This is a genomic window from Natrarchaeobius halalkaliphilus, assembly GCF_003841485.1.
Classification (GTDB): domain Archaea; phylum Halobacteriota; class Halobacteria; order Halobacteriales; family Natrialbaceae; genus Natrarchaeobius; species Natrarchaeobius halalkaliphilus.
In genome coordinates, this window is the sequence record NZ_REFY01000005.1 from 276,836 (window position 1) to 301,998 (window position 25,163).

The 25,163-nt window shown below is 57.9% G+C and carries 19 protein-coding genes; 4 read left to right on the forward strand and 15 right to left on the reverse strand.

Annotation, left to right across the window (positions count from 1 at the left end; translation table 11 throughout):
- The 11 genes from EA462_RS14015 to EA462_RS14065 form a co-directional block, all read right to left on the reverse strand.
- Nucleotides 1–312, reverse strand: coding sequence for a PAAR domain-containing protein (locus tag EA462_RS14015; protein ID WP_124179202.1), 312 nt, complete (start codon nucleotides 310–312; stop codon nucleotides 1–3).
- A gap of 101 nt (nucleotides 313–413) precedes the next feature.
- Nucleotides 414–2,531 carry a phage baseplate assembly protein V gene (locus EA462_RS14020; RefSeq protein WP_124179203.1) on the reverse strand — a complete coding sequence of 706 codons (2,118 nt, stop codon included), beginning with the start codon at nucleotides 2,529–2,531 and terminating at the stop codon, nucleotides 414–416.
- Nucleotides 2,532–2,536: 5 nt separating this feature from the next.
- Nucleotides 2,537–3,526, reverse strand: a complete 990-nt coding sequence (locus tag EA462_RS14025) for a phage late control D family protein (protein WP_243641434.1) — start codon at nucleotides 3,524–3,526, stop codon at nucleotides 2,537–2,539.
- 178 nt (nucleotides 3,527–3,704) lie between these two features.
- Nucleotides 3,705–4,340: a CIS tube protein gene (locus EA462_RS14030; protein WP_124179205.1), complete on the reverse strand. Its 636-nt coding sequence runs from the start codon at nucleotides 4,338–4,340 to the stop codon at nucleotides 3,705–3,707.
- A gap of 3,510 nt (nucleotides 4,341–7,850) precedes the next feature.
- Nucleotides 7,851–8,294, reverse strand: a complete 444-nt coding sequence (locus tag EA462_RS14035) for a phage tail protein (RefSeq protein ID WP_124179206.1) — start codon at nucleotides 8,292–8,294, stop codon at nucleotides 7,851–7,853.
- Nucleotides 8,295–8,298: 4 nt separating this feature from the next.
- Entirely contained in the window at nucleotides 8,299–8,739 is a 441-nt protein-coding gene (locus tag EA462_RS14040; protein ID WP_124179207.1) for a phage tail protein, read from the reverse strand.
- A gap of 4 nt (nucleotides 8,740–8,743) precedes the next feature.
- Nucleotides 8,744–10,477, reverse strand: coding sequence for a phage tail sheath family protein (locus EA462_RS14045; RefSeq protein ID WP_124179208.1), 1,734 nt, complete (start codon nucleotides 10,475–10,477; stop codon nucleotides 8,744–8,746).
- Between the two features lie 476 nt (nucleotides 10,478–10,953).
- Nucleotides 10,954–11,412, reverse strand: coding sequence for a phage tail protein (locus EA462_RS14050; RefSeq protein WP_124179209.1), 459 nt, complete (start codon nucleotides 11,410–11,412; stop codon nucleotides 10,954–10,956).
- A gap of 5 nt (nucleotides 11,413–11,417) precedes the next feature.
- Entirely contained in the window at nucleotides 11,418–11,651 is a 234-nt protein-coding gene (locus EA462_RS17810; RefSeq protein WP_124179294.1) for a DUF6760 family protein, read from the reverse strand.
- A gap of 5 nt (nucleotides 11,652–11,656) precedes the next feature.
- Nucleotides 11,657–12,094 (reverse strand): hypothetical protein, encoded by a 438-nt coding sequence (locus EA462_RS14060; protein WP_207891666.1) that lies wholly within the window; start codon nucleotides 12,092–12,094, stop codon nucleotides 11,657–11,659.
- 87 nt (nucleotides 12,095–12,181) lie between these two features.
- A complete protein-coding gene (locus EA462_RS14065) occupies nucleotides 12,182–13,699 on the reverse strand; it encodes a BCCT family transporter (RefSeq protein WP_124179210.1) in 1,518 nt (505 codons plus the stop codon).
- 103 nt (nucleotides 13,700–13,802) lie between these two features.
- On the opposite strand from EA462_RS14065, the gene EA462_RS14070 reads away from it, so the two are divergent.
- Both EA462_RS14070 and EA462_RS14075 read left to right on the forward strand, forming a co-directional pair.
- The gene (locus tag EA462_RS14070; RefSeq protein ID WP_124179211.1) at nucleotides 13,803–15,620 is read left to right on the forward strand and encodes a carbamoyltransferase family protein; all 1,818 of its coding nucleotides are present in this window, start codon (nucleotides 13,803–13,805) and stop codon (nucleotides 15,618–15,620) included.
- A 52-nt stretch (nucleotides 15,621–15,672) separates the two neighbouring features.
- Nucleotides 15,673–15,948, forward strand: a complete 276-nt coding sequence (locus EA462_RS14075) for a hypothetical protein (protein WP_124179212.1) — start codon at nucleotides 15,673–15,675, stop codon at nucleotides 15,946–15,948.
- Between the two features lie 165 nt (nucleotides 15,949–16,113).
- Here EA462_RS14075 and EA462_RS14080 read toward each other — a convergent pair whose 3' ends face one another.
- Both EA462_RS14080 and EA462_RS14085 read right to left on the reverse strand, forming a co-directional pair.
- Complete coding sequence (locus EA462_RS14080) at nucleotides 16,114–17,064, reverse strand: EamA family transporter (protein ID WP_124179213.1); 951 nt, start codon at nucleotides 17,062–17,064, stop codon at nucleotides 16,114–16,116.
- Nucleotides 17,065–17,157: 93 nt separating this feature from the next.
- Complete coding sequence (locus tag EA462_RS14085) at nucleotides 17,158–17,937, reverse strand: class I SAM-dependent methyltransferase (protein ID WP_124179214.1); 780 nt, start codon at nucleotides 17,935–17,937, stop codon at nucleotides 17,158–17,160.
- Nucleotides 17,938–18,234: 297 nt separating this feature from the next.
- Here EA462_RS14085 and EA462_RS14090 point away from each other — a divergent pair, with 297 nt between their 5' ends.
- Both EA462_RS14090 and EA462_RS14095 read left to right on the forward strand, forming a co-directional pair.
- Complete coding sequence (locus tag EA462_RS14090; RefSeq protein WP_165872089.1) at nucleotides 18,235–18,837, forward strand: DUF4255 domain-containing protein; 603 nt, start codon at nucleotides 18,235–18,237, stop codon at nucleotides 18,835–18,837.
- Between the two features lie 809 nt (nucleotides 18,838–19,646).
- Nucleotides 19,647–21,692, forward strand: a complete 2,046-nt coding sequence (locus EA462_RS14095; RefSeq protein WP_124179216.1) for an archaea-specific SMC-related protein — start codon at nucleotides 19,647–19,649, stop codon at nucleotides 21,690–21,692.
- Between the two features lie 6 nt (nucleotides 21,693–21,698).
- Here EA462_RS14095 and rdfA read toward each other — a convergent pair whose 3' ends face one another.
- Complete coding sequence (gene rdfA / locus EA462_RS14100; RefSeq protein WP_165872090.1) at nucleotides 21,699–22,370, reverse strand: rod-determining factor RdfA; 672 nt, start codon at nucleotides 22,368–22,370, stop codon at nucleotides 21,699–21,701.
- Nucleotides 22,371–23,161: 791 nt separating this feature from the next.
- Nucleotides 23,162–25,015, reverse strand: coding sequence for a histidine kinase N-terminal 7TM domain-containing protein (locus EA462_RS14105; RefSeq protein WP_124179218.1), 1,854 nt, complete (start codon nucleotides 25,013–25,015; stop codon nucleotides 23,162–23,164).
- Nucleotides 25,016–25,163: the final 148 nt, after the last annotated feature.

Consider the following 25,163-nt stretch of genomic DNA (forward strand, 5'->3'; position numbering starts at 1 on the left):
TCACGGCCCAATTAGCACTGTTGGTTCTCCCACCGCGATACTATTCGGTCCAACGTCCGACGCTGCTTCGGGAATCTGATCGGCGACTCGCGCCGCCGGGAGGTTGTTGATTAGCACCGTCCCGGTCGTCGGAACGGCCGTGCCACCGCCGTGAGGTGCGCCGCCGGAGTTGGGGATCGAACACGAGGCGAAGTCGGATCCCGCTCGCCACGCCGGTTGACCGCCGATCAGGACAGTCGGGCTGCCCGGACCTGGCGAGAGCGGTTCGCCGTGCGCTGTCGGATCACCGACTCGCGCCGCTGGTTTCCCCATCTAGCTCCCTCCTGTCGATCGCCCGCTGGGTGTGGTCTCCGTTCGATCCGTTTGCATCGGTGTGTGTACTCGGTTCATAGTGGAACTGTTGTGGTCTCGGTTCAGTTGAGTTTGATTAACGGTGCCTGTGCCTTCACGAGGTTTTTGCCTTTCAACGTGACCATCTGTCCGTCGATCGTTGCTGCTGACTTGGCTTTTACCGTCGTCATTTTCCCGTCGAGAGTGACCGCTTTCCCTTTGACCGTCGCGCTGGTTCGACCCTCGACGGTGGTCGCTTTCCCCTTGACAGTCGCCGATTTCGCCCCATCGACCGTCGTATTCTGCCCCTCGACAGTCGTGGTTTTGGCCTCGACGGTCGCCGACTGTTTTCCCTTGACAGTCGTTTCGTCGCCCTGAACCGTCGTTTGTTTGCCCTTGACGGTCGTCTGTTTGGTACCGTTGATCGTGGTTCGCTGGCCGTCGATGGTGATGTCGGGCGCGCTTAGGTCGAGGCTCTTCGTCGCCTCGATGGAGATCGAATCCGCGGAGATCGTGATTCCGTTACTCTTGATCTCGATATTTCCGGAAGCCGTCAGCTGAGGATGACCAGCGGTGAGGTTGATATCGCCGCCCCGGGTGGCCGTTGGCTTCGCGCACGTCAAATTGATCTCGCCGCCGGTCTGGGTGGTGGAACTGGTCGTACTCAGGTCGATCGTCCCGCCCATCGGCCCCTGATCACCGTCGGTCGCAGTCATGCTAATCTCCCCACGAAGCGGCGACTTCGCGTCGCCATGGGCGGTCATGCTGATCTGGCCACCTCCAGCTTCCTTCAACGCGTTCATCGGATTGCTGGCCACGTCGAGAACGTCTGCTGTACCCGGTTTCTTCGTGTACAGGCTAACGCCGGTTCGAGTAAGGCTAACGGAATTTTTCAGTGGGTCCGACAGGCTGACCGTTTTGATCAGATCGTCGACGCCGAGTCCCCGCTTTGCCTGGGTCTGGAGTGCAATCGACGACAGATTGGGCGTGTCCTTCGGTGTCACGCCAGGAACGTCGGACAGCTCCGTAAAGCCCGATAAGTCAGACACGACGTCACCAGTCTCGGCACCAGGATCGCCGACCCAGTCATCGAGTCCGCCGAGCGTGTTAGAGGCCCCGCTGATCTCTGTCGTGTCCATGAATCGACCGACGCTGTCGGCTGCGGAAGCGTCACCGACCGAACCGATCGCGCCGGTAATCGCGTCGTCGACCTCGCTGCCGTCCAGGTATCCAGTCGCGCCTTTGATGTCGTCCGACGCTTTCCCGTCGTCATCGTTATCATCGTCGTCGACCGCCTCGACCTCGAACGATGTCGTCTTTGAATCGTCTTCGGAGAAGACCGAGACCGAGACCTCGTACGTCCCATCTTCGTCGGTGTCGGGATCGAACACCCCTTCGAACGTGACGGCGTCCTCTTCGTCTTCCTCGAGCTCGAGGTCATCGTCGTCGACCTGTTCGCCGAGGAGATTCAATCCGATCGACTGTGTCGCCTCTTCAGATCCCGTGTTTACCACCGTTGCCGTCACCTCGAGCAGTTCGCCTTCGGTCGCGGGCGGGTCAACCGACACGTCGTCGATCTCGAAGTTCGCCCTGTTCGCGTCGAACGAGGCAACCATTCGTTCACCTTCCGCAACTTTCTCACCGATATCCTGAATCATCTCGTCGGCGTATCCCGGTCCAACCTTTGGATACATGTTCGCGAACGCGAGTTCCGATCCCGTCTTGGTGGTGATCTTATTTGCGTCGTTCGCGATAAACGGGATATAATCTGCCCAGGACCGTACTGCCTTCATCCTTTCGTCGGGTTTTGGGCTCTCTTTCTCCGAACTCATCGAGTGGTACATCATCTTACCCAGTTTGTAGGCTTCGGCGAACCGTTCGACGTCCTTGCGCATGTCGTCGATCAGGTTTTCGCCTTCGTTGTGTAACGACCCGACCACGAACGGCTGTCCGTCGAGATCTGCATTCTCGAACGTAACGAGTACCTCTGCGCCTGTATCGGGCTGGAAGTGAGAGCCGAAGCCATCTCCGGCCATGAACCTGGCGACGCGGGCCCACAGCTCACCCGGGTCCTCACGGTTGTTCAAATTTACCTGTACTCGGGATTTATCCTCCGGATCGTCGGTGTCGACGACCGTCGCACTGTGGACGCCGTACAGTTTCGCCTCGCCAGAATCGTCGTCAATCGGTGTTTCGAACATATATCTTACAGCCCTCGAACTTCGAACTCCGTTTTGTACCCGTCGTCGCCGATGCGGTGGATTGCGTCCGTTATGTAATAATTCTTTTCGTACTCCGAACTAAATCCGGTCAGTTCGACCACCTCTCCCGCGACGAGAGACGGAATTCCAAACGTCTTGGCAACCCCGGTAACTCGCGACGTGTGGAGTTTAGAATCGGCGATCCGCTGTGCCTCGGCCTGAGAACTGACTCGGATACGAAAGACCTCCGGACTTCCACCGCTTCCGTTGTTCGCCTCTGCACTGATCTTCTTTCGTCGTTCTCGATCCCAGTACTTCACCACGACAGCACCGTGGCGCAACGCCTTCGTCGTCGCCGAAAACGACTCGAGTGACGAGCCATACGTCAACGTCGTGACTGGATCTCCCGGTGACACGCCGCCGTCTCGGGGCACGAAGTAGAGTGTCCCGGCCGACGAGAAGAACTCGAAACCGTACTTCGCAGCGACTCGTTTGAGGAAACGGTAATCGCTTTCGTTGTCTTGGATAACACCTTGTGGTGTTATTCCACCGTCCTCGATTTCGATGTCCTCGAAGTAGTTCGAGGCGATCGACTCGACGATCGCCTCGAGCGACTTCCCCTTCCAGGAGTCAGAACGTGTCCCGCGCATCATCTTTCGGCTGTGGCCATAGGCCGTAACGACGATCCAGGGCGGCTCAGCCGTTGGAAACGTCGGTTCGACCGTTTCGACTTCGCCGCTGAACAACTGCGCGGAACTCTCTTCTCCGTACGCCATCCCGACACTGACCCCTGTTCCCGGACCGATAGAATCCAGCGCGACGTTCTTGAACGAGCCGAACTCATGATCGAACGGGGGGGTCAGCGCGATCCGACAACGGTCAGCGCCGTCGACGGCAGTATCGACGGTCACTTCCGAGACGCTTTCGCTGTATTCGCGGAACGTTTCGGTTCCAATTTTGACGACGAACTGTGCCGCTTTCGCGCCCGGATACATCTCCCCCACGGTTACCCTCGAATGCGTGTGACGGTCCCGCCGAGGAGAGCCCCAGCGACCGTTCGCGTCGGTGACGCAAATCGTTCACTCCGACCAGTGTACTCGTGGTTGACCCGCCGATGGACGCCGACTCGGAACCCCAACAGCGCTGCCGTGATCGCCGGTGACAAATGGCTCGTCATAGCGGCGGAAGAGAGAGTTTGGTCCCCGGCGGGATCTCTCGAGGATTCTCGAGTTCGTTGGCCTCGGCGATCGTCCGCCAGTGGGATGGATCACCGTACTCCGCTGCCGCGATGAGCCAGAGCGTGTCACCTTCGGACACCGTTTTGAGCTTCGTTTTGTCCGTCGATTCGTGTTTGATCCGTCGCTTTTGCTGTTTCGGATCTGCGTGCTGTTTGAATGTGACGTCAACCCAGGCCCGCACGGGCGTTCCGTCGGGCCGAAAGCGCGTAAAGCGTTTGTCGGCTTCGACGACGATGGATTTGAACGCCAGGCCGTTTCCCCAGACGAACCGACACGATGGCGGAGCGTGGAGTTTGCCGTCGACTGCCATCAACGAGTCGATCACGTCCGTGTACTCCGTTCTGACGTCCGCCTGCGTCTCGGTGGTATCGAAGAACAACTCAACAGTAAGCGTATCCGCAACGCCGTTCGTGAACTGCTGTATCGGAGCGTTGAGTGCCGTTCGATGCTCGCCGTATCCGGCCTGCCTGTTCAACTGATACTCATTGGGATTGAACGCACACTCGAGTTTCGTCCCGGCGTTGCTACCGTCGAGAATCGTAATGTACGCTCGCTCTAGAGACCCGCTCATCTACAGCCCCCTTCTCTCGCGGTCGATTTGTCTTTTTCGTTCGGTTTTCCGATAGATCTTCTCGACGAGATCGTCGATGAGGCCCCTCGACTGGAGCACCGCCTCGAGGTCCACCTGATTGACACCGTCTCGACGCCGTGGCTGGACAAGACTTGCGTCGTCTCGCGGCTGCCGGGGCTCGTTTGTCGCACCTGGATACGCGGCCGATTCTTCGATGGCACCAGTCGGTTGCGGAGGGTCCGATACCGTCGGTTCGGAACGCGTCGTCCCCGTTCGAACGGACTCGCTCGACGGATCTGGAACAACTGGAGGAGTGGCGTCTGGATGGACCACTCGTTCGCTGGACCGAGCCGGCCCCCTCACCGGAGGGAGTTTCGCGTGAGTGAACGCCGGATCGGGCTGCCCGTTCACGGCTCGCCTTCGACCCGACCGCCTACCTGTGGTCGATTCGTGGACAACAGTTCGTGTCAGCTCGTCCGTCGACCGGTCAACGGCGTCGCGGCGCTGGATTGCTCCCGTCAGTGACCTCCATGCGGGTCGTTTCGGTAACAGGTCGGGACGGTCGCTCGCACCTGATCGCTTCCGCGTGGACGGCTCGTCCTCCGAACGCGAGACGGATGGTGGAGTGATGTCGTCGCGGGTTCCCCGTGACCGTCGGGTGCCGTTCCACGGAGCCACAGTGCTCCGGTCGGTGACGAACACGGTGCCGGTCCCTCTTCGAAGAGTACGCACCGGGTCTTCCCCGGCGGCCATCGAGTCTAGCGGTGCCGAACGCTCTCGAAAGTCACCGCTCGAGTCCGCGTCCGAGTCGACGCCCCCGTGCTCGTGAACGTCATTACGTGACGACGAACGCCGCTCGGCTGGTACCCGCCCTCTCTGTGGAGTCAGACCGGGAGCGGTCATCGGGCTTGCCGTGGTGACGACATGTCGCCGCTGCACCGAACGGACGAGTTGGCCGCGCGAACGCGGCTCCTCGACGTCCCCCAACGATCGAGCGGCAACGCCCCGGGACGAGACGGCAGCTGCCGCAACTTCCACTCCTCGAGACGTCGCTCGAGAAGGACTCTCGGGTTCCTGACGGGGAGTTTCCGCCGCGAAGTCTCCATTCGCTGTCTCGAGGGGGTCGGTGGTCTTGGGCCGCGGCGATCGGTCGCCCTCGACACTTCGGGACCGGGGGGTTCGATGGGTGTGCGAGCTGTACAACCGGCGTGAGTCGCCGCTAGCTCGATCACTGCGAGCGGGTGGTTCCGGCGAGGACGTTGTGATCAGCGTTCCGGCCGGCCCCCGATCGGATTTCCGTATCCCGCTCCCGGTTCGATTCACCTTCCTTGCGGAGTCGCGTGGTGGTGTGTATCGTTGCTGGACGGCCGCGGTAAACCGCGCTCGCACCCGTTCGACCGAGTAGGCATCGGGGACGTCCCCCACCGGAAGCTCGATGGGATGGTCCCCGGTATCTCCCGTGGAACCGCTGTGGATTGCGGGCTTCGATCCGAGAGTGCGATGTGAACGCGAGTGACCGGCCTCGACCGGGGCGGATTCAGCCGTGGTCGGCCGGGGTGAGTGACCGTGGGCACTCGCACGTCCAGACGGGGCGGGGTTCTGGCCGTATTCGGCTCGGGAGCTCGCTGATTCGGGGCCTGATTCGGTGTCAAATAACGGGGCGGATGCAAGGCCGGGCACAGGAATGTACAGCTCTCGAAGCGGGTACGGAGCCGACGAACCGGCGCGGGTGCTTGCGTCACGGCGACCAGGTATCGAACCGACGCGAGTGGGTGCACGACGGCGACGAATTGACCGCGCGAAGGTGGTCCCCGATCGACCGCTCGGCGAGACGGATCGGTCTCCGGCAGGAACCGATGTGGCGGCCAACTCCCAACCACCGATCGAATGCGTCGTCGGCCCCTCGAACTCCGGGCGGGAACGATCGAGAGGGGGACGAGCAACAGACTCGGTCGCGTGAGCTTCCGCTGGCTCTGACCGGGAGCGTTCGCTGGAACCGCCTGGTCGTAATCCGGGTTGTTGAGCGGCGCCTCGAGGAAGGTTTCGTGAGTTGTTCGGCTCCGGCACATGGTTCGATGCTGCCAGTTCACCCCCTGACTTCGAGCCCGACGCGGACGACACTCGGGTCGATCTCGCATTCGACCCGTGAGAGAGAGCTACATTCGCGGGTACACCGGAACCAGCGGTTCGACGGCGTCGAATAGAACGGGCGAACGATTCACCGGTAGATCGCGCCGAAACGCGGTCTGGTGGGTTCCCTGACACCGACGCGTCCCGTCCGTCCCACTCGTCCTTTCGGACGGGACTGGCGGTACCCCGCACGCCGTCGACGTGGTGGCGTGACGCCCATCGCCGCGAGCGTGACCCAGGAGACGACCGAACGGTACCCGTCCTCGATCCGCCTTCGCGTCCGCTTCCGCGTCCAGTACCGCGTGACGGTGCTCTCGTCCGTGCAGTCTGCGTTCTCCTCTTGGTCCCCTGCCTCGGCTCCCCCTCGCGTCGGTTCGTTGCCTCTCCCGACCGAGCTGGGTCCACCGGAAATTCGTCGGTCTCCACGTGGCGCGACTCCGTAATACGTCCTGGAACGGTTCCGTACGCCGTCCGCTTCGAACCGGTCCAGCGTCGCGAGGTGTTCGCACGCACTCGAGAGCTGGACGAGCGGCCGTGGACCACTGGGATGTTGGCTGAACCGTTCGACCCATCCGTACCGATAGTGTCGGCAACGCCCTGCAAGTCAGATTCGGGTGGATCGATCGGACCGACTCGACCGTCCGTACCGCCCGAATCAACTGGGCCGAAGGTATCGAGCACTCCTGGCGCGGTCGCACCGTCCGACGAACCCGTTGCTTTTGGGAATCGGTACGAGGGAGAACGCGTCGAGGCGTTGGAACTCGAGAGTGACTGGCGCTGAATTCGCCGACCAGTTTTTTCCCGTCGAACCGATTGCGAGCGTCGATGGGGTGAACGAGAGGCGTGATCGGCGAGGGAATCGTGCCGTGAACTCCCCCATCGGTCGGCGTCTTCGTCGTGATCCTCGAAGAACTGCAGTTGGGTCATCGGCACTTGCGGGATTTGCCTGACGCCGATGGGAAGCGGCTGCCGTTTTTTCGACGAACCGAACGGCTCGGACCGGACCATCGAGTTCCCGTGACGACGGACAACTGACTCGAGGGGGCCGTCGCGACCGACGCCAGCGACGTCACGGTCGACAGTTCCGAGAGCGTCATTGGGGACCTGAGAAGCGATCGAGCGCACCGTAAGGAGGTCCGGCACGCGATCAGTCGACGTCACGGTTCACCACCTGATCGCGGACCATGGGTTGACTCTTGACTCGTCCATCCGTTCTGATACGGAGAAACTGTTGCCGGTGTACTTAATCATTCGGGGCCGTGAGGAGGGCCGATTTGGCCACTGGGATCGCCGTACCCTCCGAGCGTGGCGCTCGTGTCCGGCAAAATCGAGCCTTACTGTGAAGAATTCGGTACGCAACAGACGGTTCCGCGAGAGGAGTTAGGCCATCTCGCGATCCATCTTGTCGTAGGAGATGGTAATGATGATCTTGATCGCTTCGCCGCCACTGAGCGTGTCTCCGTACTCGTACTTGACCATCCGTGCGTTGGTGAATTTCCAGCGGACGACGGGGTTGTCGCTGGGGTCCTTGGCCGTGACGCTAATCACCTGCTCGTGTTCGTCGTCGCTGAAGTCTCGCATCGCCTCCCACCACTTGTCGATCGCCGATTTCCCGCTTTGGGCGTAGAGTTCCGCGGTGAAGGTTCCCCCAAAGTCGGGTTGATCGGCGTGTTTTATCGGGTGTCGTGGTCCCGAGCCAACCTGGTGTTCGATGACCGGAATGTTCCGTTTCGGTAGGTTCACCCGGAAGAACTGAGGCACTTCTCGACCACCAAAGTCAACGTCGAAGTCATCGGATTCGATCGGTGTCGATGTAACTGGCATCGGATTACTCTTCCTCCATGTAGTCGACGGAGATGACGAACATCTCGGTCGCCGTGTCCGACCGCATGGCACACAACGTCGGTGGATGATACTCTTTGACCCACGTTCCGGTGAACTTCAGCGTGGAAATCGTCGTGGATTCCTGATCTTTGATGAAGATCGTGAGCGGCTTTTTGATCGCGCTGGTGTCCCCGGTTGTCGCTGCCAGATCGTGTTCGTCGTACAGCTTGGTGGACATGTCCGCCTTGATGTCGCGGTGGACTACGAGGTCGCCGAACAGCAACCTGCCCTGGGTTTCCTGTACCGGGTCCGGGTTCCCGTTGTCGTGGGTGATCTGCTCGATTCGTTGCTCGGGAAGTTCGATGTCGGTGACCGTTGGAATCTCATCGCCGTCGTGTTCAAAGGTGAAATACGACGACTTGAGAAGTCTGATATCTGCGGACATTGGATTATGAGTCTCCGGTCCACTGACCGATTCTGAAGATCACGAACTCAGCCGGCTTCACCGGAGCTACACCGATCTCACAGATCAGCCGTCCGTTGTCGATATCGTCTTGGGTCATCGTCGATCCCTTTCCACAGTCGACGTAAAATGCCTCGCTGGCCGAGGTGCCCATCAACGCACCATCGCGCCACTGAGTCGTCAGGTACTGTTCGATTGTCTGAGTCACTCGAGCCCACAGGTCCTGGTCATTCGGTTCGAAAACCGCCCACTGGGTTCCCTCGTCGATCGATTGCTTGAGGAACAGGAACAGACGACGAACGTTAACGTACTTCCACTCGGGATCGCTCGAAGTCGTCCGAGCGCCCCAAACGCGAATCCCACGCCCCTGGAAGCTCCGGATGCAGTTGATTCCCTTCGGATTCAGGATGTCCTGTTCAGCTTTCGTCAGGTCGACCTGTAGCGACATCGCACCGCGGACAACCATGTTCGCAGGTGCTTCGTGGACGCCGCCTTCGTTGTCGTTTCTGGCGTAAATTCCGGCGACGTGACCGCCCGGCGGAACCAGTTCCTGAACCCCTTTTTCAGGGTGCATCACGTTGATCCAGGGGTAGTAATACGCCGCGTACGTCGAGTCGGCTGGCGTCTCGTGATCGGCCACCGGATCGGGGTTTTGCTCGGCTTGTAGCACCGCAATCCGTTCTTTCATGTTCTCACAGTGGGCGACGAGCGCTTCCGTCAGCCCGGGAACGTCGTTCTCATCGGGCGCGCAGACGATCGAAATGTTTGAGATCTCTTCGAACGCAGCGAGGCCCGTTCGCTGCCCGGGCGTTCCGTCGCCCTCATAGTCACCAACCGTTACCCCGTCGCCGCCGTCGGTGAGGAGTTGCGCTTCGCTCGCGGCTTTAACTTCCTCGAGCAGTTCGGGCTTGTTCTGATCGGTATCGACGTCGAGTTCCTCGGCGACTTCGACCAGTTCGTCCTTGGTCATGTCCTCGAGTTCGTCCCCGTCGGGGAGATCCGGACCCTCGCCGCCATCATCGCCATCGTCGTCGCCACCGTCGGCCCCGTTTTCGCCACCGTTGACGCCGCCATCGGTGCTTGCAATCTTGAGCCAGACGGTCTGGTTCTCCGGCCGGCCGTCGCCCAGTTTTTCGATCTCGATGAAGTTGGACGAGCCCTCGATCGCGCTCTCGTAGTACTGGGTCGACCCTTCGTCAGCATTGATCTCGTCGAATCGTTCTTCGTTCGTCGGCATCGGGTCCGGCTCGTCGCCGTCGGGGTCTTCGACGTCGTCGGGATCCGCATCCGACCAGTAGCGGACGGTGAGGCCGAACACCGTGTTGTCCGAAGCGGACATCGGTGCGTCGGTAACCGTTACGGCGACCTGTCCACCCCAGTCACCCGGCCCGACCGCTCGAGCGCCGATGACGTCGTCTCCATCGTCGTTACTCAGCGTCGCAGTACCGACGTCGGAGCGGGAAGCGTCCGTGACGCGCCCGACGAACGCTCTACTGCCGCCGTTTTTGAAGAAGCCGTCGATAGCGTGAGTGAGAAACGAATCGTCGACGTAGCCGCCGAACTTTCGTTTGTAATCGTTGAATCCGGTCACGAGCTGCGGTTTGAGCGGCCCGCGTTCTGTCTGTCCGAGGAATCCTGCTGTGCTGGTGCTTACGCCTTCGACGGATTTGGATCCTTCCGTCTCTTCGACGTAGACACCCGGTGAGAGGTATTCTGGCATCGTTGTATTCGTCCCTGTACGACCGGCGATGAACCGAACGGTCCACCGCGTCGGCGTACAGCTGAATGCGTCGTTCTCACGACGGTCACTTAGTCGTTCTCGGGTGTTATGAAGGTGTGAAAGTACGTTCGATGGGGCGGCCTCTCTGTTCGAGTCGGGTAGAGGTCGTTTCCGAGGGAACGATACCGGCTTATGAAGGTACGAACAGTTACCGGACTCGTCATCGGAGACGGCTTTCGCTCGAACCGTTCAGTGGCTGGTCGATGATCGGTTGCCAGCCTGGGATCCAACCGTCGAAACTATCCGGATGATTCCGACAGCCAAGTCCAGCCGATCACGTCCACAAACGTTCACCTCCCATTCGTTCCATGCGTTGTTCCCTATCTGGGATTCAGCGCGCACGTAAGTGCCAAAACTCGAGCGGTCTGACTCGCGTCCGGTAGTGATCCGGATCCTCGAGTGCCGTGAAAAATGGATCAGCTGGTTCGGGCGTCGAGTGACTCGTAGGCGAGTTCGAGCCGTTCGATCGAGAGTCCGGTTTCCTCTCGGTCGGATCGTGCGTTGGCGACGAGTTCCGGACCATCCCACCGCACTGGATAGGCATTGATCAGGACCCACGTCCATCTGGTTCGATCCTCCCGATCTTTCATCGCAACGCTCACTTTCGATCGGACGTCGGCTCTCGCCCCCGACAGCGATTCCATGATCCAGTCGAGAAATCCGTCGTCGTCCGTCACTCCGCGATGAAGCGTGACGTTCGAGTAGGCCACGTCGCTCGGAAACGTATGCGTAACTTCGTGGAGTCCACCCTCACGATACTCGAGGACGTTCGATTCGGCACCAAGTCCTGAAATCCTGGTGAAGCCACCGACCATGTCGTCGTCGATGCGTACTTCGTACGTGAAGTTCGTGTACGGGCTGTCGTGTCCGGTCATAGGTGTCAGATCATCTCCTCGAGGTTCGCGACGGGGAGGTCATCGACCCGGTGATCGGGATCGAGTGAGGTATCCGAACCGCCCGCCTCGTTTTTCTGTTCGTTTATCTGGCTAATGTTGCGGCACCAGCGCTGTCGTTCCCAGTGGGGAAGCTCGAGTATCTCCTGGCGCGACCAGTTGAAGTAGTACGCGACGAACGCGATTTCTTCGTAGAGCCGCTCCGTTGGATACGGGTCGATTCCCGTTACGAGTTTCCCGGTTCGCTGTCCTCCTCAGCAGTTGTCTTTTCACCCTGGTCGACATTCAGTGGTTCGTCAGGTTCAATCGACGAGGTCGAGTCGGCGGTTTCGTCATCGGGGACCGTCACGTCCTCGAAGTCTGTGCGGCCGTCGTTGATTCGTTCGTACAGTTCCTGAAGATACTCCAGGTCCGGAACGAACAGAGACTCGACGACGTCGGGTGACACCTCGTCAACGGTGCCAATCTGTGTGGTGACGCGGGAAAGCAGAAGGACGGTCAGATACGATGCGTTCTCTTGCACGCGAGGATCGTTCAGCGGTTTGATTTCGTCCGCAGCAGTCGCAAGACGCATCCGGCCGTCCCTGTGAACGGTACCCTCGTCGTCGACGTATCCTCTGGGTAGTGTGAACTCGAATTCCGTCTGTAGGCTTGGCTGAGACATCTCGTGGCTGATAAGCGTATTCGAAAGCATATATACGTTTTCCCGTGGTCGGCGAGTGTAGCCGCGACAGGGTAACGTGGCCCCTTCCTATCCGCGAATCATCGACACGAGGGTCGTAGCGAGTGCGGCGACCGCGAGAATCGCGAGGGCGAAACCGGTGAAAACGGCGAACGATCCGACGATATCGGCGCCGCCGACGAGAATCAGCATCACCGCCACCAGCCCGATCGCGGTGCCCCAGAACGCCCGAATGATCCCTGGTGGATCGACCGTATTCTTGCTCGTCATCATTGCGACACTCATCGTCTGTGAGTCCGCGGAGTTGATGATGAACAGCAACCCGATCCCGAGAAACAGAAAGAGGAACAGCTCACCGAACGGGAATTCAAGCAGCAACGGAAACGCCGCGACTGCGAACCCCTCCGTCTCGATTAGCGAGAGGGTCTCTCCGCCGTCGGAGATCGCCTGTCGGACGACGCCGCCACCGACGACGTAAAACCAGACCATATTCGCGAGCCCGCTCGCGACCACGGCATAGGCGACGATTTCACGAAGGGACCGGCCGTAGGAGATTCGGGCAGTAAAGAGACCGTAGCCGGCCGAGATCGAGAACCAGATCGCCGTATTGTAGTGGTGCCAGATGGCGACCCACTCGGTCTGGATGCTCGTCGCCAGCGCGTACAGGTGTGATGGCTGGGCTGCCGTCGCACCGATCGAGAGGCCCACGATTTCGGATGCACCACCGAACACGAAGGTTGCGCCACCCATGACGAGAAACAGTCCGAGACTGAGGACCGAAATCCGCCGGATCCCCCTGTTGAGTCCGGTGTACGCAGAAAGCGTGTAGACGAGCGTTACCGCAGCAATGAACAACACCGTTCCGGTCTCCGGGGACGCCACACCCCACTGGAAGCTGATGCCGGCCAGGAAGTTCTGGGTCGTCTCCATGATCGACGACGCCAGACCGAAGACGAGCCCCGAAATAGCGAAAATATCGACGATAGCTGCCAGCATCGGTCGATCACGAACCAGCGGATACAATGCACTCGAGACGCGGAACGGGGCATCGTCCCGGTAGTAATAGTATCCGATCGGAACAGCGAACACGGCAGACGTCGCCGATGTGATGATTCCCCAGTGCGTCAGGGTAAAGCTCATTCCCCAGACGCCTCGATCGTGCGCATCTACACCGGGGTCGATTCCCGGTGGAACGTCGAGCATGTAGTAGGCTGCTTCACCAGGGCCAAAGAACGCGATCCCTGCAGCGATTCCGATCGCGAACAGCATCGCGAAGTACGTTCCGTTTCCATACGCCGGCGTCGCGTCGTCGCCACCGAGAGTGATCCGCCCCCACGGACCTACCGCAATAATCCCGAGGACGACCAGTGAGATCGCGAGCGCCAGCCCGAACACGAACCCGACCTCGAACAGCAAGAAACCCTCGAGTGCACTGACTCCGGTACCTGTCGGGCCTGGAAGTAAAACGAGGAGGCCAGAAACGGCGGCGAGAACCGCCAACGATCCCACGACGACCGTCTGATTTGCTCCGTCCAAAAGGGCAGAGACGTGCGTGCTAAACTGGTCGTTCATTTCATCTCGTGCCATACTTTCAAACTTCCGTATATATCCGTTCTGGTTTCGGCTGTTTTGACTGACAGTCTCCGACGGAAAACGTTATATGATTACTCAATAATCGTGTAGACACATTATGCCAGCGTATGCTCTGTCATTTAAGCCTGCAACGAGGGGATTCGGAATCAACGATCCCAGTAGCGTACTCTTTGCCGACGGAGAACCGGTGTTTGGCATCGAAGAGGAGCGACTCAGCCGAAACAAACACGCACCAGGGCAGTTTCCGACCCGATCGATCGCAGCCTGTCTGGCTGCCGAAGACATCGAACTTGCCGACGTCGACCGGATATTGCTTCCCTACGAACCGCAGCTGACGGGGAGATTCATCCGAGAGAATCTCCGACGGATCGTCACCAACCCGGAATTTTTCAGCTGGCGGCTCTACGAGGACGACGAGCTCAGTTCAGGGTCACGACTGAGCAAGTTCGCGGCCGTCCTCGGAACGGTGGGAAGGTACACCGGAGCCCGACGCGATGGGTACGTCGAAACCGTCAGAGAGTACCTCTACGATGCCTTCGGGGGGCCACTTCCACCGATCGAGAAACTCGAGCACCACGCCTGTCATGCGGCGAGCGCATACTATCCGGCACCATTCGAGGAGGGGCTCGTTCTCACGATGGACGCGAAAGGAGAGTACGATGCAACAGTAGTCTGGCACGCTCAGGATGGGACCATTTCGCGTGAGCGGACGTATTCGGATCCGAACTCTCTCGGTACGTTTTACGCGGCGATCACCGAGTACCTCGGCTATCGTGCCGACAACGGCGAAGGGAAAGTAATGGGATTAGCTCCCTACGGTGAACACAACCCAGAGATCCAACGGCAACTGTTCGAGGAGATCACTGGCGGTGTCGATTACGATGTGGCCAGCTGTCTGAGCGGCGTCTTCTACGACGATCTCCGGACGCTCGAGGGACTGTTCGATCGCCCGCGCAGACGATCCGGAGATCCGTTTACCGACTGGCACAAAGATCTCGCGTTTATGACCCAGCAGTTCGTCGAAGAGACAGTCATCGAAATCGTCTCCGAGTACTGTCGCCGGTTCGATACGTCGAACGTCGCCGTCTCGGGCGGGGTTGCACTCAACTGCAAGCTCAACAAACGACTCATGGAACACGACCGCGTCGAGAACTTCTTTGCCCAGCCACTGGCCCACGACGGGGGGCTCGCCTTTGGTGCTGGACTCCACTACTACCAGTCGAGTATCGAACAATCGACTGTCTACTACGGACCAGAAAACACCGACGACGTGGAAGAATTGCTCGAAAAGAACGCTGTCCCGTACGAACAGCCGGACAGCCTTACCAGATTCGTGGCTCAGCGCCTCGCTGACGGGGACCTCGTCGGCTGGTTCCAGGGACGACTCGAGATGGGGCCTCGAGCGCTCGGTAACAGGAGTATCCTCGCCGACCCACGGACGACGGCCTCACGCGACCGGGTGAATCGGTACGTGAAACACCGCGAGGAGTGGCGGCCGTTCGCACCGTCGATGCACAAATCGGCCGCATCGAAGTACCTCGTGAATGCCGAGGAGGCACCGTACATGATCAAGACGTTCGATACCACCGAGCGCGCTCGCGTAGAGATCCCGGCGGCACTCCATCCAGCCGACCAGACGACGCGCCCTCAGACGGTTACCCGGGAGCAGAACCCCCGGTATTACGATCTCCTTAGTGAGTTCGAAGCCCTCACCGGTGTGCCGGTCCTCCTCAACACGTCGTTCAACGACCACGGTGAACCGATCGTAACACGCTCTCAGGAAGCGCTCAAAGACTTCTTCGGAATGGGGCTCGATCTTCTCGTTCTCCACGACTGCATCGTCGAAAAGCAGGTCGATGACCCGGAAGGACTCCGTCGAGAGGATCAGGTCCAGTTGTACGATTCGGGTCAGTAACCGTGATGGACGAGGGAAAGTATAAATACCCACCGACGAGACAAGTAGGAAAATGGCTGATGGATACGCAAGCGTGGGTCACCCACAGGACGAAGAGGTCACACCGTCCACGATAGCAAAACTCCTGTTGTTTCTCGTCTGGTGGTTTTCGGGAATCGGCGTCGGAACTGCATTTATGTCACCAGGCGTGATCGGGACGACCATCTCGACTGAACTGTTCATGGCGATTTTACTGTCCCACTTCTGCTCTGTGCTCCTGATTACCGTTCTCCTCCCGGGTCCTGAAGACTCCACGATCGATCAGGGTGTCGACCGGATGTTCTCGTAATCACTCTTCTCTAGGGACGCGACGGTCACGAACGTCACGATACGGTGGTTGTTATCTCGAGGGCTCAACTCAAGGTCAAGCCCCAGGTGTGGTGCTGAGTGGCCTAAAGCGCCTGTAGTTGCTCTCGAAGGACGGTCGACCGAAACGGTCGTCCGGGCAAACAGATCAGGCGGTAACCGTCTGGATGATAACGACGCCGCCAACGATCAGTCCCGATGCGGTGAATTTTTGAACGAGGATCCGCCGATTGGTGGGTTCGTGAAGGATCGCCGGGGCAATCTTGCTCAACACTAACGCCCCGAAAAACACCAGAAAGACGTCCAGTTTGAGAACTGCGACGGCAATTGAAACTGGACCGGTTTCGAGTGCCAGAACGAAGGCGTAGTAGGCGATCGCGATGAATCCGCCACGGATGAGAAGGACGCCACCCTGGGCGCTCACGGCCGACTCAAACGCACCCGATGGAAGACGGCCTGCCTGAACCAGTTTCCACGCCAACAGGCCACACAACGAAAACACACCGCCGATCCCGACCCAGAACATGATACCAAAAAGAGACAGATGGGCCGTCATAAACTCGAGGATGAGTTGCAGTGCTGCCGTCGTCCCGGCGACCAGCAACCCCCAGAAAAGCGCTTGTTTGGATTTGAACCCGGCTGTCAAACTCGCGTTGTCCAGCGAGATGAGTACGGTTCCGAGAAAAATAACGAACACGCCGACATAGACCACGGGCTGGAATCCTTCACCGAGTAGAACGAACGCCAAGACGAGGACGATGATGAGATCGAGGGATAAAAGCGGGATGAACCGCGATACTTCGGATTTCTCGAGTCCGATGAAGTACGTCCAGAGACTCAGGACGTACGCAAACCCGCCCAGAATTCCGATTCCCATCGCGAGCAGTAATTCCGAGGAGATGGTGGTCGATTCGAATCCGGTGTTCTGCGTCATAATTCCGGCCACTATGAACGTTGCCATCATCGAGAAGCCACTCAGTGCGGTCGTCGAAATCGGTCCCGTCGAATCTCGGTCCAGAACGATCTTGTCGACAAGGGAAAGCGTTGCGTAGATGCTCGCTGCGAGAAAGGCGAAACTCAACCAGAGGTTTTCCGGCATGAGCGATCATTCCTTCTCAACGGTTTATACCTTCTGATACGTTCGGTCATCTCATCCCCTGCGACGGGTACCCGACGAGAGAGACAGCGTGAGTCAATTTTTGTCGATGACCGCGAAGTACCACTGCATTGCGACTGAGTACCACCCATCGCCGGGAGCCGTCTCGATCGTCTCGGTGACCGACCAAGAAGTGTCCTCAAGGAGGGTTGTGAGTTCGTCTTCCCCGAGCATGGCGATCTCGAGCCAATCCTCCACCAGGTCCCTGTACTGGACACGAAATCGAACCGTAGAAGCGTCCCGGTCGTCGATTTGGTTGTCTCGGAAGTAAGCCGAATCCTCGATACCGTCGGGGAATGGATTCTGGGAATCAGTGATAACCCGACCGCGGTCTGTCGTAATTCGGTCGAATTCGTCAAAGTATCCGGAGATATCTGTGAGACTACCACCAAGCCCGATGATGTTCCCGACGACGAGTATCGTGTCGAACGCATCGTCCTCGAACTGCAGGTCAGTCATATCCATCACGGAACAGGAGTCGATCCCTCGATCCTCGCAGATGTCGATCGCTTGCTGGCTCTGGTCGATCGCCACGACATCGTATCCCTGCTCCTGTAACCAGAGGGCGTGTCGCCCGGAACCGCATCCGACATCGAGGACGCGGTCGCCCGGTCGGATGTACGTCAACGCCTGTTTGGTGGGTGATTCCCACTCGTCGTGTGAATCGAAGTAGTGGCTTAGATCGGCTTTCGTCCGTTTGCCGTCGTCGCGTACCGTCGTGTACACACCGGGGCCGTCGCCATCGTAGTACTCACGCAAGGCAGTACCGAACGCATCTGCTACGCGTGTGAGGTCATCCTCAGGGTCTGCATCCATGGCGATACCTCAGTGGCACTGTAAATAATTGTTTTGATAGGTGAGTAGAATCACCGGTCAGCGTTCCTTCGCTGACTGACATCATCGGTTGACAGCTGTTTTAGCTCAACGATAACTCGGTGAGGATTCGAGTTGTATAACACCCTGTGGTGTTATTTTAGATCGCAATCAGAGGTGGAACGGTGAGAGCCAGTAATGCCGCAATTGCTAAGAAGCTATAAAATATCGGTTCAGTATGGGACACAGATACGAGCGAACCCCGTTTCGACGGTGCTACCGTCGACCAGGAGGAACACGATGAACGGCTTCGGAGCGGTTGCTGAGGCGAGTGACCTGATCGTCGAGCGTCTTCGCGAAGAAACTGACTCTAGAGGCGACGTGACAACTGTTGAACCATCAAATATCGTCCTCGCGTCACCCGATGACGTCACGGGTAACGGGAACGTAAGACTCTCGGTGTTCCCCTATAAGATCAGTCACGAGCCACGTCACGGAAGTCCGGGGCGAATTCAGACCCAGGCGAATACCTTCAAAAACCCGCCGCTGCTCCTCTCGTGTTACTATCTGGTTACAGCGTATCCAGGATCGGCCACGGACGCGTCGGCGAAGGTACAGGACCAACAGATTGCACTCGGCCTCGCGATGCAAATCCTCCACGACAACGCCCAATTCGAGACGGAGCACCTGCAGGGAGAGTCCAGTGCAGTAGAGGCGTTCCAGGTGGCCCTGCACTCCGATTCGAACGACGAAATCGAGCGTATCTGGGACACGTTCGTCGACGTTCCGTTACACCCCTCGGTCGTCTACGAGGCGTCTCCAATTCCGATCGAATCGACGACTGAGGAACGTGTCACCCGGGTTTCCGAGCGTGATCTGGATTTACACGACCGCAGAAAATGAATCGCCTGCGGATCGACGCTTTCGGACCAGTGCCAGGTGCGCGAGCATCTTTTGTTCGATAATTCGAGTCGTAGCTGTTCCACCGGACGTGGCCACCGCCATCCCGGCCTCACTCCACTTGCGTCGAAACGTGGTACTGAGGGCAATTCGAGCGTGTCGAGTTCGAACGATATTAGTTACTATGAAAAATTTCAATACTGAAATGTTATTTGTCCTGATGTGTCGTTATTACTCTCAAATATCCATAATATATTGTCTATTGAGTATCAAGCGGTTCGGTTTGAAGTCGCTCGAAAAATCAGGTCTATCCCAGCAGTCCCCACGCTACCGGAAAAATGCCGTTCCAAACGCTGACGTCGGCACTGTATTGGAACCGATACAGCCGCTAATGGCCGATTCATGCGGTCTATCCCTAGTTTGACCGACGTGGCAGGACGAGTACACTCATCCGTTTCAGATCGGCAGACGACAAAGCGAGAATACGCGGCTGTGAACCAGGAGAAGATCTCACTGGGAACGGAGAAACGTACCGATGGCAGAAACGAATTTGGAGAATCGTAGTCGCTCGAATCGATCTCTAATATATAATATATATGTAAAGAAGTCACATAAGTATAGAGTATTATTTATAATAGGTGTTTCTCTATTTCCTATATAATTGAGATAGACTGGTACGACCGAGGCCAGAGACACATGTGAACGTAGCAGGCACGAGTGTCGGGATTTTCGTGCTCGATTCGTCGAATGTATCATCGGATTCCGTATTCGATAGGCTGGATTTTTACCTGTTGCTCCTGTTGTGGTGGACGATGGAACAAAAAAGCGCCCAGGCCAACTCGGAGATCACCGTCCGAGTCGAGAATATTGGTGGGATCGACTCGGTCGAACGAACGATCCAGCCCGGGCTGACGGTTCTGACGGGGCGAAACGCCACGAATAGAACCTCATTCATGCAATCATTGATGGCTGCCCTCGGAAGCAAAAGCGATCAGATCTCGCTAAAGAGCAACGCGAGTAAGGGGTCCGTGGTTGTCGACACCGACGAGGGTGAAGTCTATACGCGCACGTTGCAGCGTTCAAATGGTACAGTGGTAATGGATGGGGAGCCGTATACCGACGAGCCGGAACTTCTCGATTTATACGCGTTTTTGCTCCGAGAAAATCCAGTTCGGCAGGCGGTCGAACGCCAAGAAGACCTCCACGATATCCTGATGCGTCCCCTCGATACCGACGAAATTGAACGGGAGATCGAACGCCGGACAAGAGAGCGAGAACGGATCGATCGAGAGCTTTCCGACATTTCCGAGAAGAAAGAAGCCCTTCCCTCACTCGAGCAACGACATCACAATCTCGAGTCGGAACTCGAGTCCTTGCGGGAGAGCGAACGGGAACTCGAGGAAGAACGGGACGACCTCGAAGAAGAACAGCCTGCCGAACACGTCACACAACGAAGTGACGAACTGGATGAAAAACTTCACGAACTTGAGACGGAGCGAGCCCAAATCGATAAACAGATCCAACGCAAGAAAGCGAAAATCGAAGGAGAGCGATCCGAAATCGAGTCGACGACGGTGCCGGCGGTTGACTGGGACGACCTCGAAGAAAAACACGACCGGTTGCAAATCCAACTCGAGGAACTGCAAACAGAAATCGAGGAAGCCCAGCAGATCAGATCAAATCTCTCAAACGGGCTTCAAGCTGCCCAGACGCTTCAGAACAACAGTTTCTCTCTTGACAAAGCACTCGAAACGATAGACGATTCAGTTGACATTCCCAATGGACCACTCCTTAGATCCGACGATTCCAATGATACGGTTACAGACGAGTCAATTTCTGACGTACTGGTCCAGGACGTTCCGTCGCGGTGTCTCGCCTGTGGGTCGACACTTCAAAACGATGCGAACGAACAGATCATCGAGCAGTACAAGGCACTGAACAAAGGCCTCGTTGCGAAGATCCACACACTAGAACGAAAAGAGGCCAATATGCAGGATGAGCTCGACGACATCGAGGACACAATCCAGGAGCATCGTCGCGCTATCGACCGAATCGAGCGAGCCGAACAGAGTATCGATGATACCAACGCCGAAATCGAACAACTCCGTGAGGATCGGGACGCGGTCGTCGCGGAAATAGACCGGTTAACGTCGGAACAATCGAGTGCGGACCTCGGCAGTAATATCGACGAAACCACGAAACGGTACAATGCTGTCCGCGACGAACTTCGCAATCTCCGCGTTGAAATCGACAGAACGGAGTCGGAGCTGGTGGACGTAACAGAGAAAATAGACGCCATCGAAGACCGAGTAGCTGCCCAGAACCGTCTCGAAGAGGAACGGGAAGCGATTGTCGAGCGACTCGAAGAACTGCGAACGAAGGTTGAACAGACCGAAATGGAGCTCGTCGAGCAGTTCAATGAAAACATCGACATGGTTCTCGACTTGCTGGAGTACAAAAATATCGAGCGAATTTGGATTGAGCGAACCGGAGCGAGCGACCAGAGTGTACGTTCAGCTGAGAACGAAACCACGTTTGACATCCATATAGTGCGCAAAGACGCTGACGGCGTCTACGAGTGCCAGTTGCAACATCTCTCCGAGAGCGAACGAAATGTAACCGGGCTTATCGTCGCACTGACGGGGTATCTCGTCCACGACGTCGCGACCCACTGCCCGGTGATTCTTCTCGACAGCGTCGAAATGATCGATGCGAACCGAATCGCAGCGTTGGTATCGTTTCTCAGTGAGCAGACGGAGTATTTAATTGCCGCGTTGTTGCCAGAAGATACGGCAACAGTTATCGAGTCCGAGACGGCCGTAACGGAGGCGATTACGATCGGTAATTCACCTGATTAACCGAACTCATTCCGTAACTGGACCCGTTAGTTCGTCATCGCAGGCTCGACACCCGTTCGCTTCGACGAACTCGATCGCTGGATATTCTCGTCCACAGTTGACACAGGTGATCCTGATATCGACCGTTACAGTTCGGTTGGTTTCCTGGAGGATACCCGCATTTTCGAGCGAGCGATTTGATTCCTTTGTCACCGTCTCGACCTGTTCTTTCAGTCCATCAAGTCGGCTCGTGACCTTCTCTTTGAGTTCCTCCGGCGAACTACTTTTCCTATACTTCTCACTTGCCTTGGCATCGTGATAATTCTTGAGATAGTCGTACACGACGCCGAACGTAACGAAGTCGTTGGTGAGCGAGTCGACGTCGATTCCTTCAGATTCCATCCAATTCGTCACCTCGTTAATATCACCCTGTGAAACGTCCTCGAACCGGCTATCAGTTGACGACCGAGCAGCGAGTCGGGTGGCGATTCGATCAGGTGGATACTCCATTGGAGTCATCCCTTGCAGCTCAGAACCGACGACGGCTGAAACGATTTCCGCGTTCACGAGATCGGCCAGTTCCCTGATCGACTTCCGCGACGAATCATCACGCGTCCAGAGATCAACGAGCGTTTCATCGAGTCCCTCGAGCTCGTAATCGTCAATCACGCGAGCAACTTTCTGTCCAGGTTTGCCCATACCTGCTATTACCTCTCCAGATAGATAGCAACTGGCGTCTATATCGGTACCGGTTGACCATATGCAGGTACGTAATTTAAGTAAACATATTACCATTATCTCGATATTGACCAGACAGATGGGGGACAGATAATGGGAGATGACGATACACTACTGGACCGGTTGGATCGACTGGAGATCTCGGTTAGGCGAAACCGTCAGCGACTTCGGCACCAACGGAAAGCGCTTGATCGTCAGAGAACACGCGGGGAGAAATTCGAACACGAATAGCTTTCAGAGGGGACTTTATGCTCCCAAAATGCATCGTGCTCAAAATCAGTTCTTTCGATCGTTATTAAGAAGACAGGAGTATATCATAATATATACACTACAGGAGTCACAATAGCTTCGGCTAGTCGGAAAATCATTTCAACGGCTCTGGTGAATCGACAGGCGGCGTCAAGTTGAATCGTCGTAACTAGGAAGTTGAAGCGGGAAATTGCGGATGGTTCATGTCCAAAATATCCCGTTTCACTGTAAAGTCGTAACGTTGAGGGGTGTCAGCGATAACAGTATTGAAATGGTCGAGCCAGTGGGAGTTGGTGAACTCAATGCTCGGCCACTCACATCAAGCGGTCCACGAGTGGTATACCGCCCTCGCTGACCTGTTCGACCCGGAACCTGACGAACATGGAACAGTGGTCGTCGACGACCGCGAAGTGTACGTCTGGGTGGCAATCGAACGTCACACTTACGAGGTGATCCACGTCGAGGCCTCGCTCGGCCGATCCGAGCTCGATGCTCGCCGCTCGTTATCTCGTGGCCACCGGAGCCCCATCCTCGTTCGAAACTGTCTCGACGTCCGTCACCTCGAACCGGGCCCCTCCCGACTCGCTCTCCGTGGCCCGAATCGACCACCCGTGTGCATCGACGATTCGGGCGACGATCGCCAGTCCCAGTCCCGTCCCCTCCGGGTCGTCGGTGTACCCCTGTTCGAACACCGTCGACCGATCCGCCTCGGGGATGCCGACACCGTCGTCCTCGAGGTAGAAGCCGCCGGGAAGCGCACCGACACGGATCGTCAAGTCGGCTGCGCGCTCGGCGGACGCAACGCTATTTCCCTCGCGCTGGCCGCCAATGACCTCGTCGCTCTCCGCCGGTTCCGGCTGCGGCCCCGGCCCGTGGATCAGCGCGTTCTTCAGGAGGTTTTCGAGGAGTTGTCGACACCGACTTCGACTGGCGAGAACGCGCGACGACGACTCGACGACGAGCCCAGCACCCTCAGAGTCGACGCCATCCCACGTTTCGCGAACGATCGACTCGAGGTCGGTCGGCTCGATCTCGTCGATCGCTCGCCCCTGGCGAGCCAGTTCCAACAGGTCGTCCATCAGTTGCTGGATGCGTTCGGTCGAGTCGAAGATGTCGTCGACGTGCTCGGGGTCGTTCGTCAGCTCGATCAACTGCGCTCGATTCTCGATGACGCCGAGCGGCGTCGCGATATCGTGGGAAACGACTTCCGCAAACTCGTCGAGGTACGTGTTCTGCGATTGCAGTTGTTGTGTTCGCGTGTGTCGCTCGGTGACGTCCGTCAGCGTTACGAGTCGTCCGACCGGCTGGTCGGACTGTCTGAGCCGCGTGACCGAGACGTCGATGACGCGGTTACCGACCGTTGCGGTCCACTCACCGTCCCCATCCCCGATCGCAGCTTCGGGAATCGAATCCTCGTCGAGTTCGGTCTCGTTGGTGGTCGCGGTCTCGTCTTCGAATTCGAAACGCGTCCGCTTATCGAGGAGAGGGACCAGCACGTCCTCGACGTGTGCGCCGATCATCCCCGACTGAGTCGATCCGAGCATCGTCGCAGCACCCTCGTTGGCAGTGACGATAACCCCGTTCTCGTCGCAGGCGACGACGCCGTCGTCCATCTGCTCGAGGAGCGTTCGATGGGCGATCGGAACCAATCCGAACAGATCGAGACGGAAGACGGGCCAGGAGAATGCGACGGCCGTCACGACGAACGCGACGTAGGTGGGCGTCGGATAGTGCTGCGGGATGGGTCCGAAGACGTAGACGAAGCCGCCGGTCAGCGGGGCGAGGATACCGACGATCATCGCACAGATCTGTCGGCGGTGAACGCCGCGCGCGTCGATCGCCTTCCGAACCAGCAGGCCCAGACTCGTGAACGCGTACGCGGCGGTGTAGGCGAAAAATCCGAGATAGGCCGTTCCGTGTTCGTTTACCAGCATCGCGTACGTGCTGTTGGTGTCGACGGCCACGTCGGTCCAGAACTGCCAGTGAAGGTCGTAGGTGAACACTGCAAGAATCGTCAGGAGAGGCGGGACGAACAACACGGCGTACGTCCGAGGCGTCAGAAGGTCCCCCCGACCGATGTACACCAGCACGTAGGCTAACATGAACGCAGTCAGCGGTGCGAGCCCAAGATACTGCAACTGGTTGAACAGCACCTTCGTCTCGAAGGGGACGGCGGAGAGTTCGAGCACGTACCAGCCGAGCGTCACCGCGAGGCAGGTCACCAGCCCGGTCGCGAGCGCGATACCCGGGACCCCCTCGTCTTGACGCCATCGAACGGCGAGGTACACCGCAACCAGACATAACAGTCCGAACGCGAGCAACAGTGGTAGCGTATACACGGTCCACTGCCACGTCATGGATCGATCTCACGCGCAACTCGCCTATAGTTTTCTATTGACACGAGGATGAGCGGGGAAATGGTGTTCAATACGACCGCACGATGGTTGCGGGTTTATACTGACAGGCAGCGAATGACTTCAAAATGATCGATACCCTCGACGCATC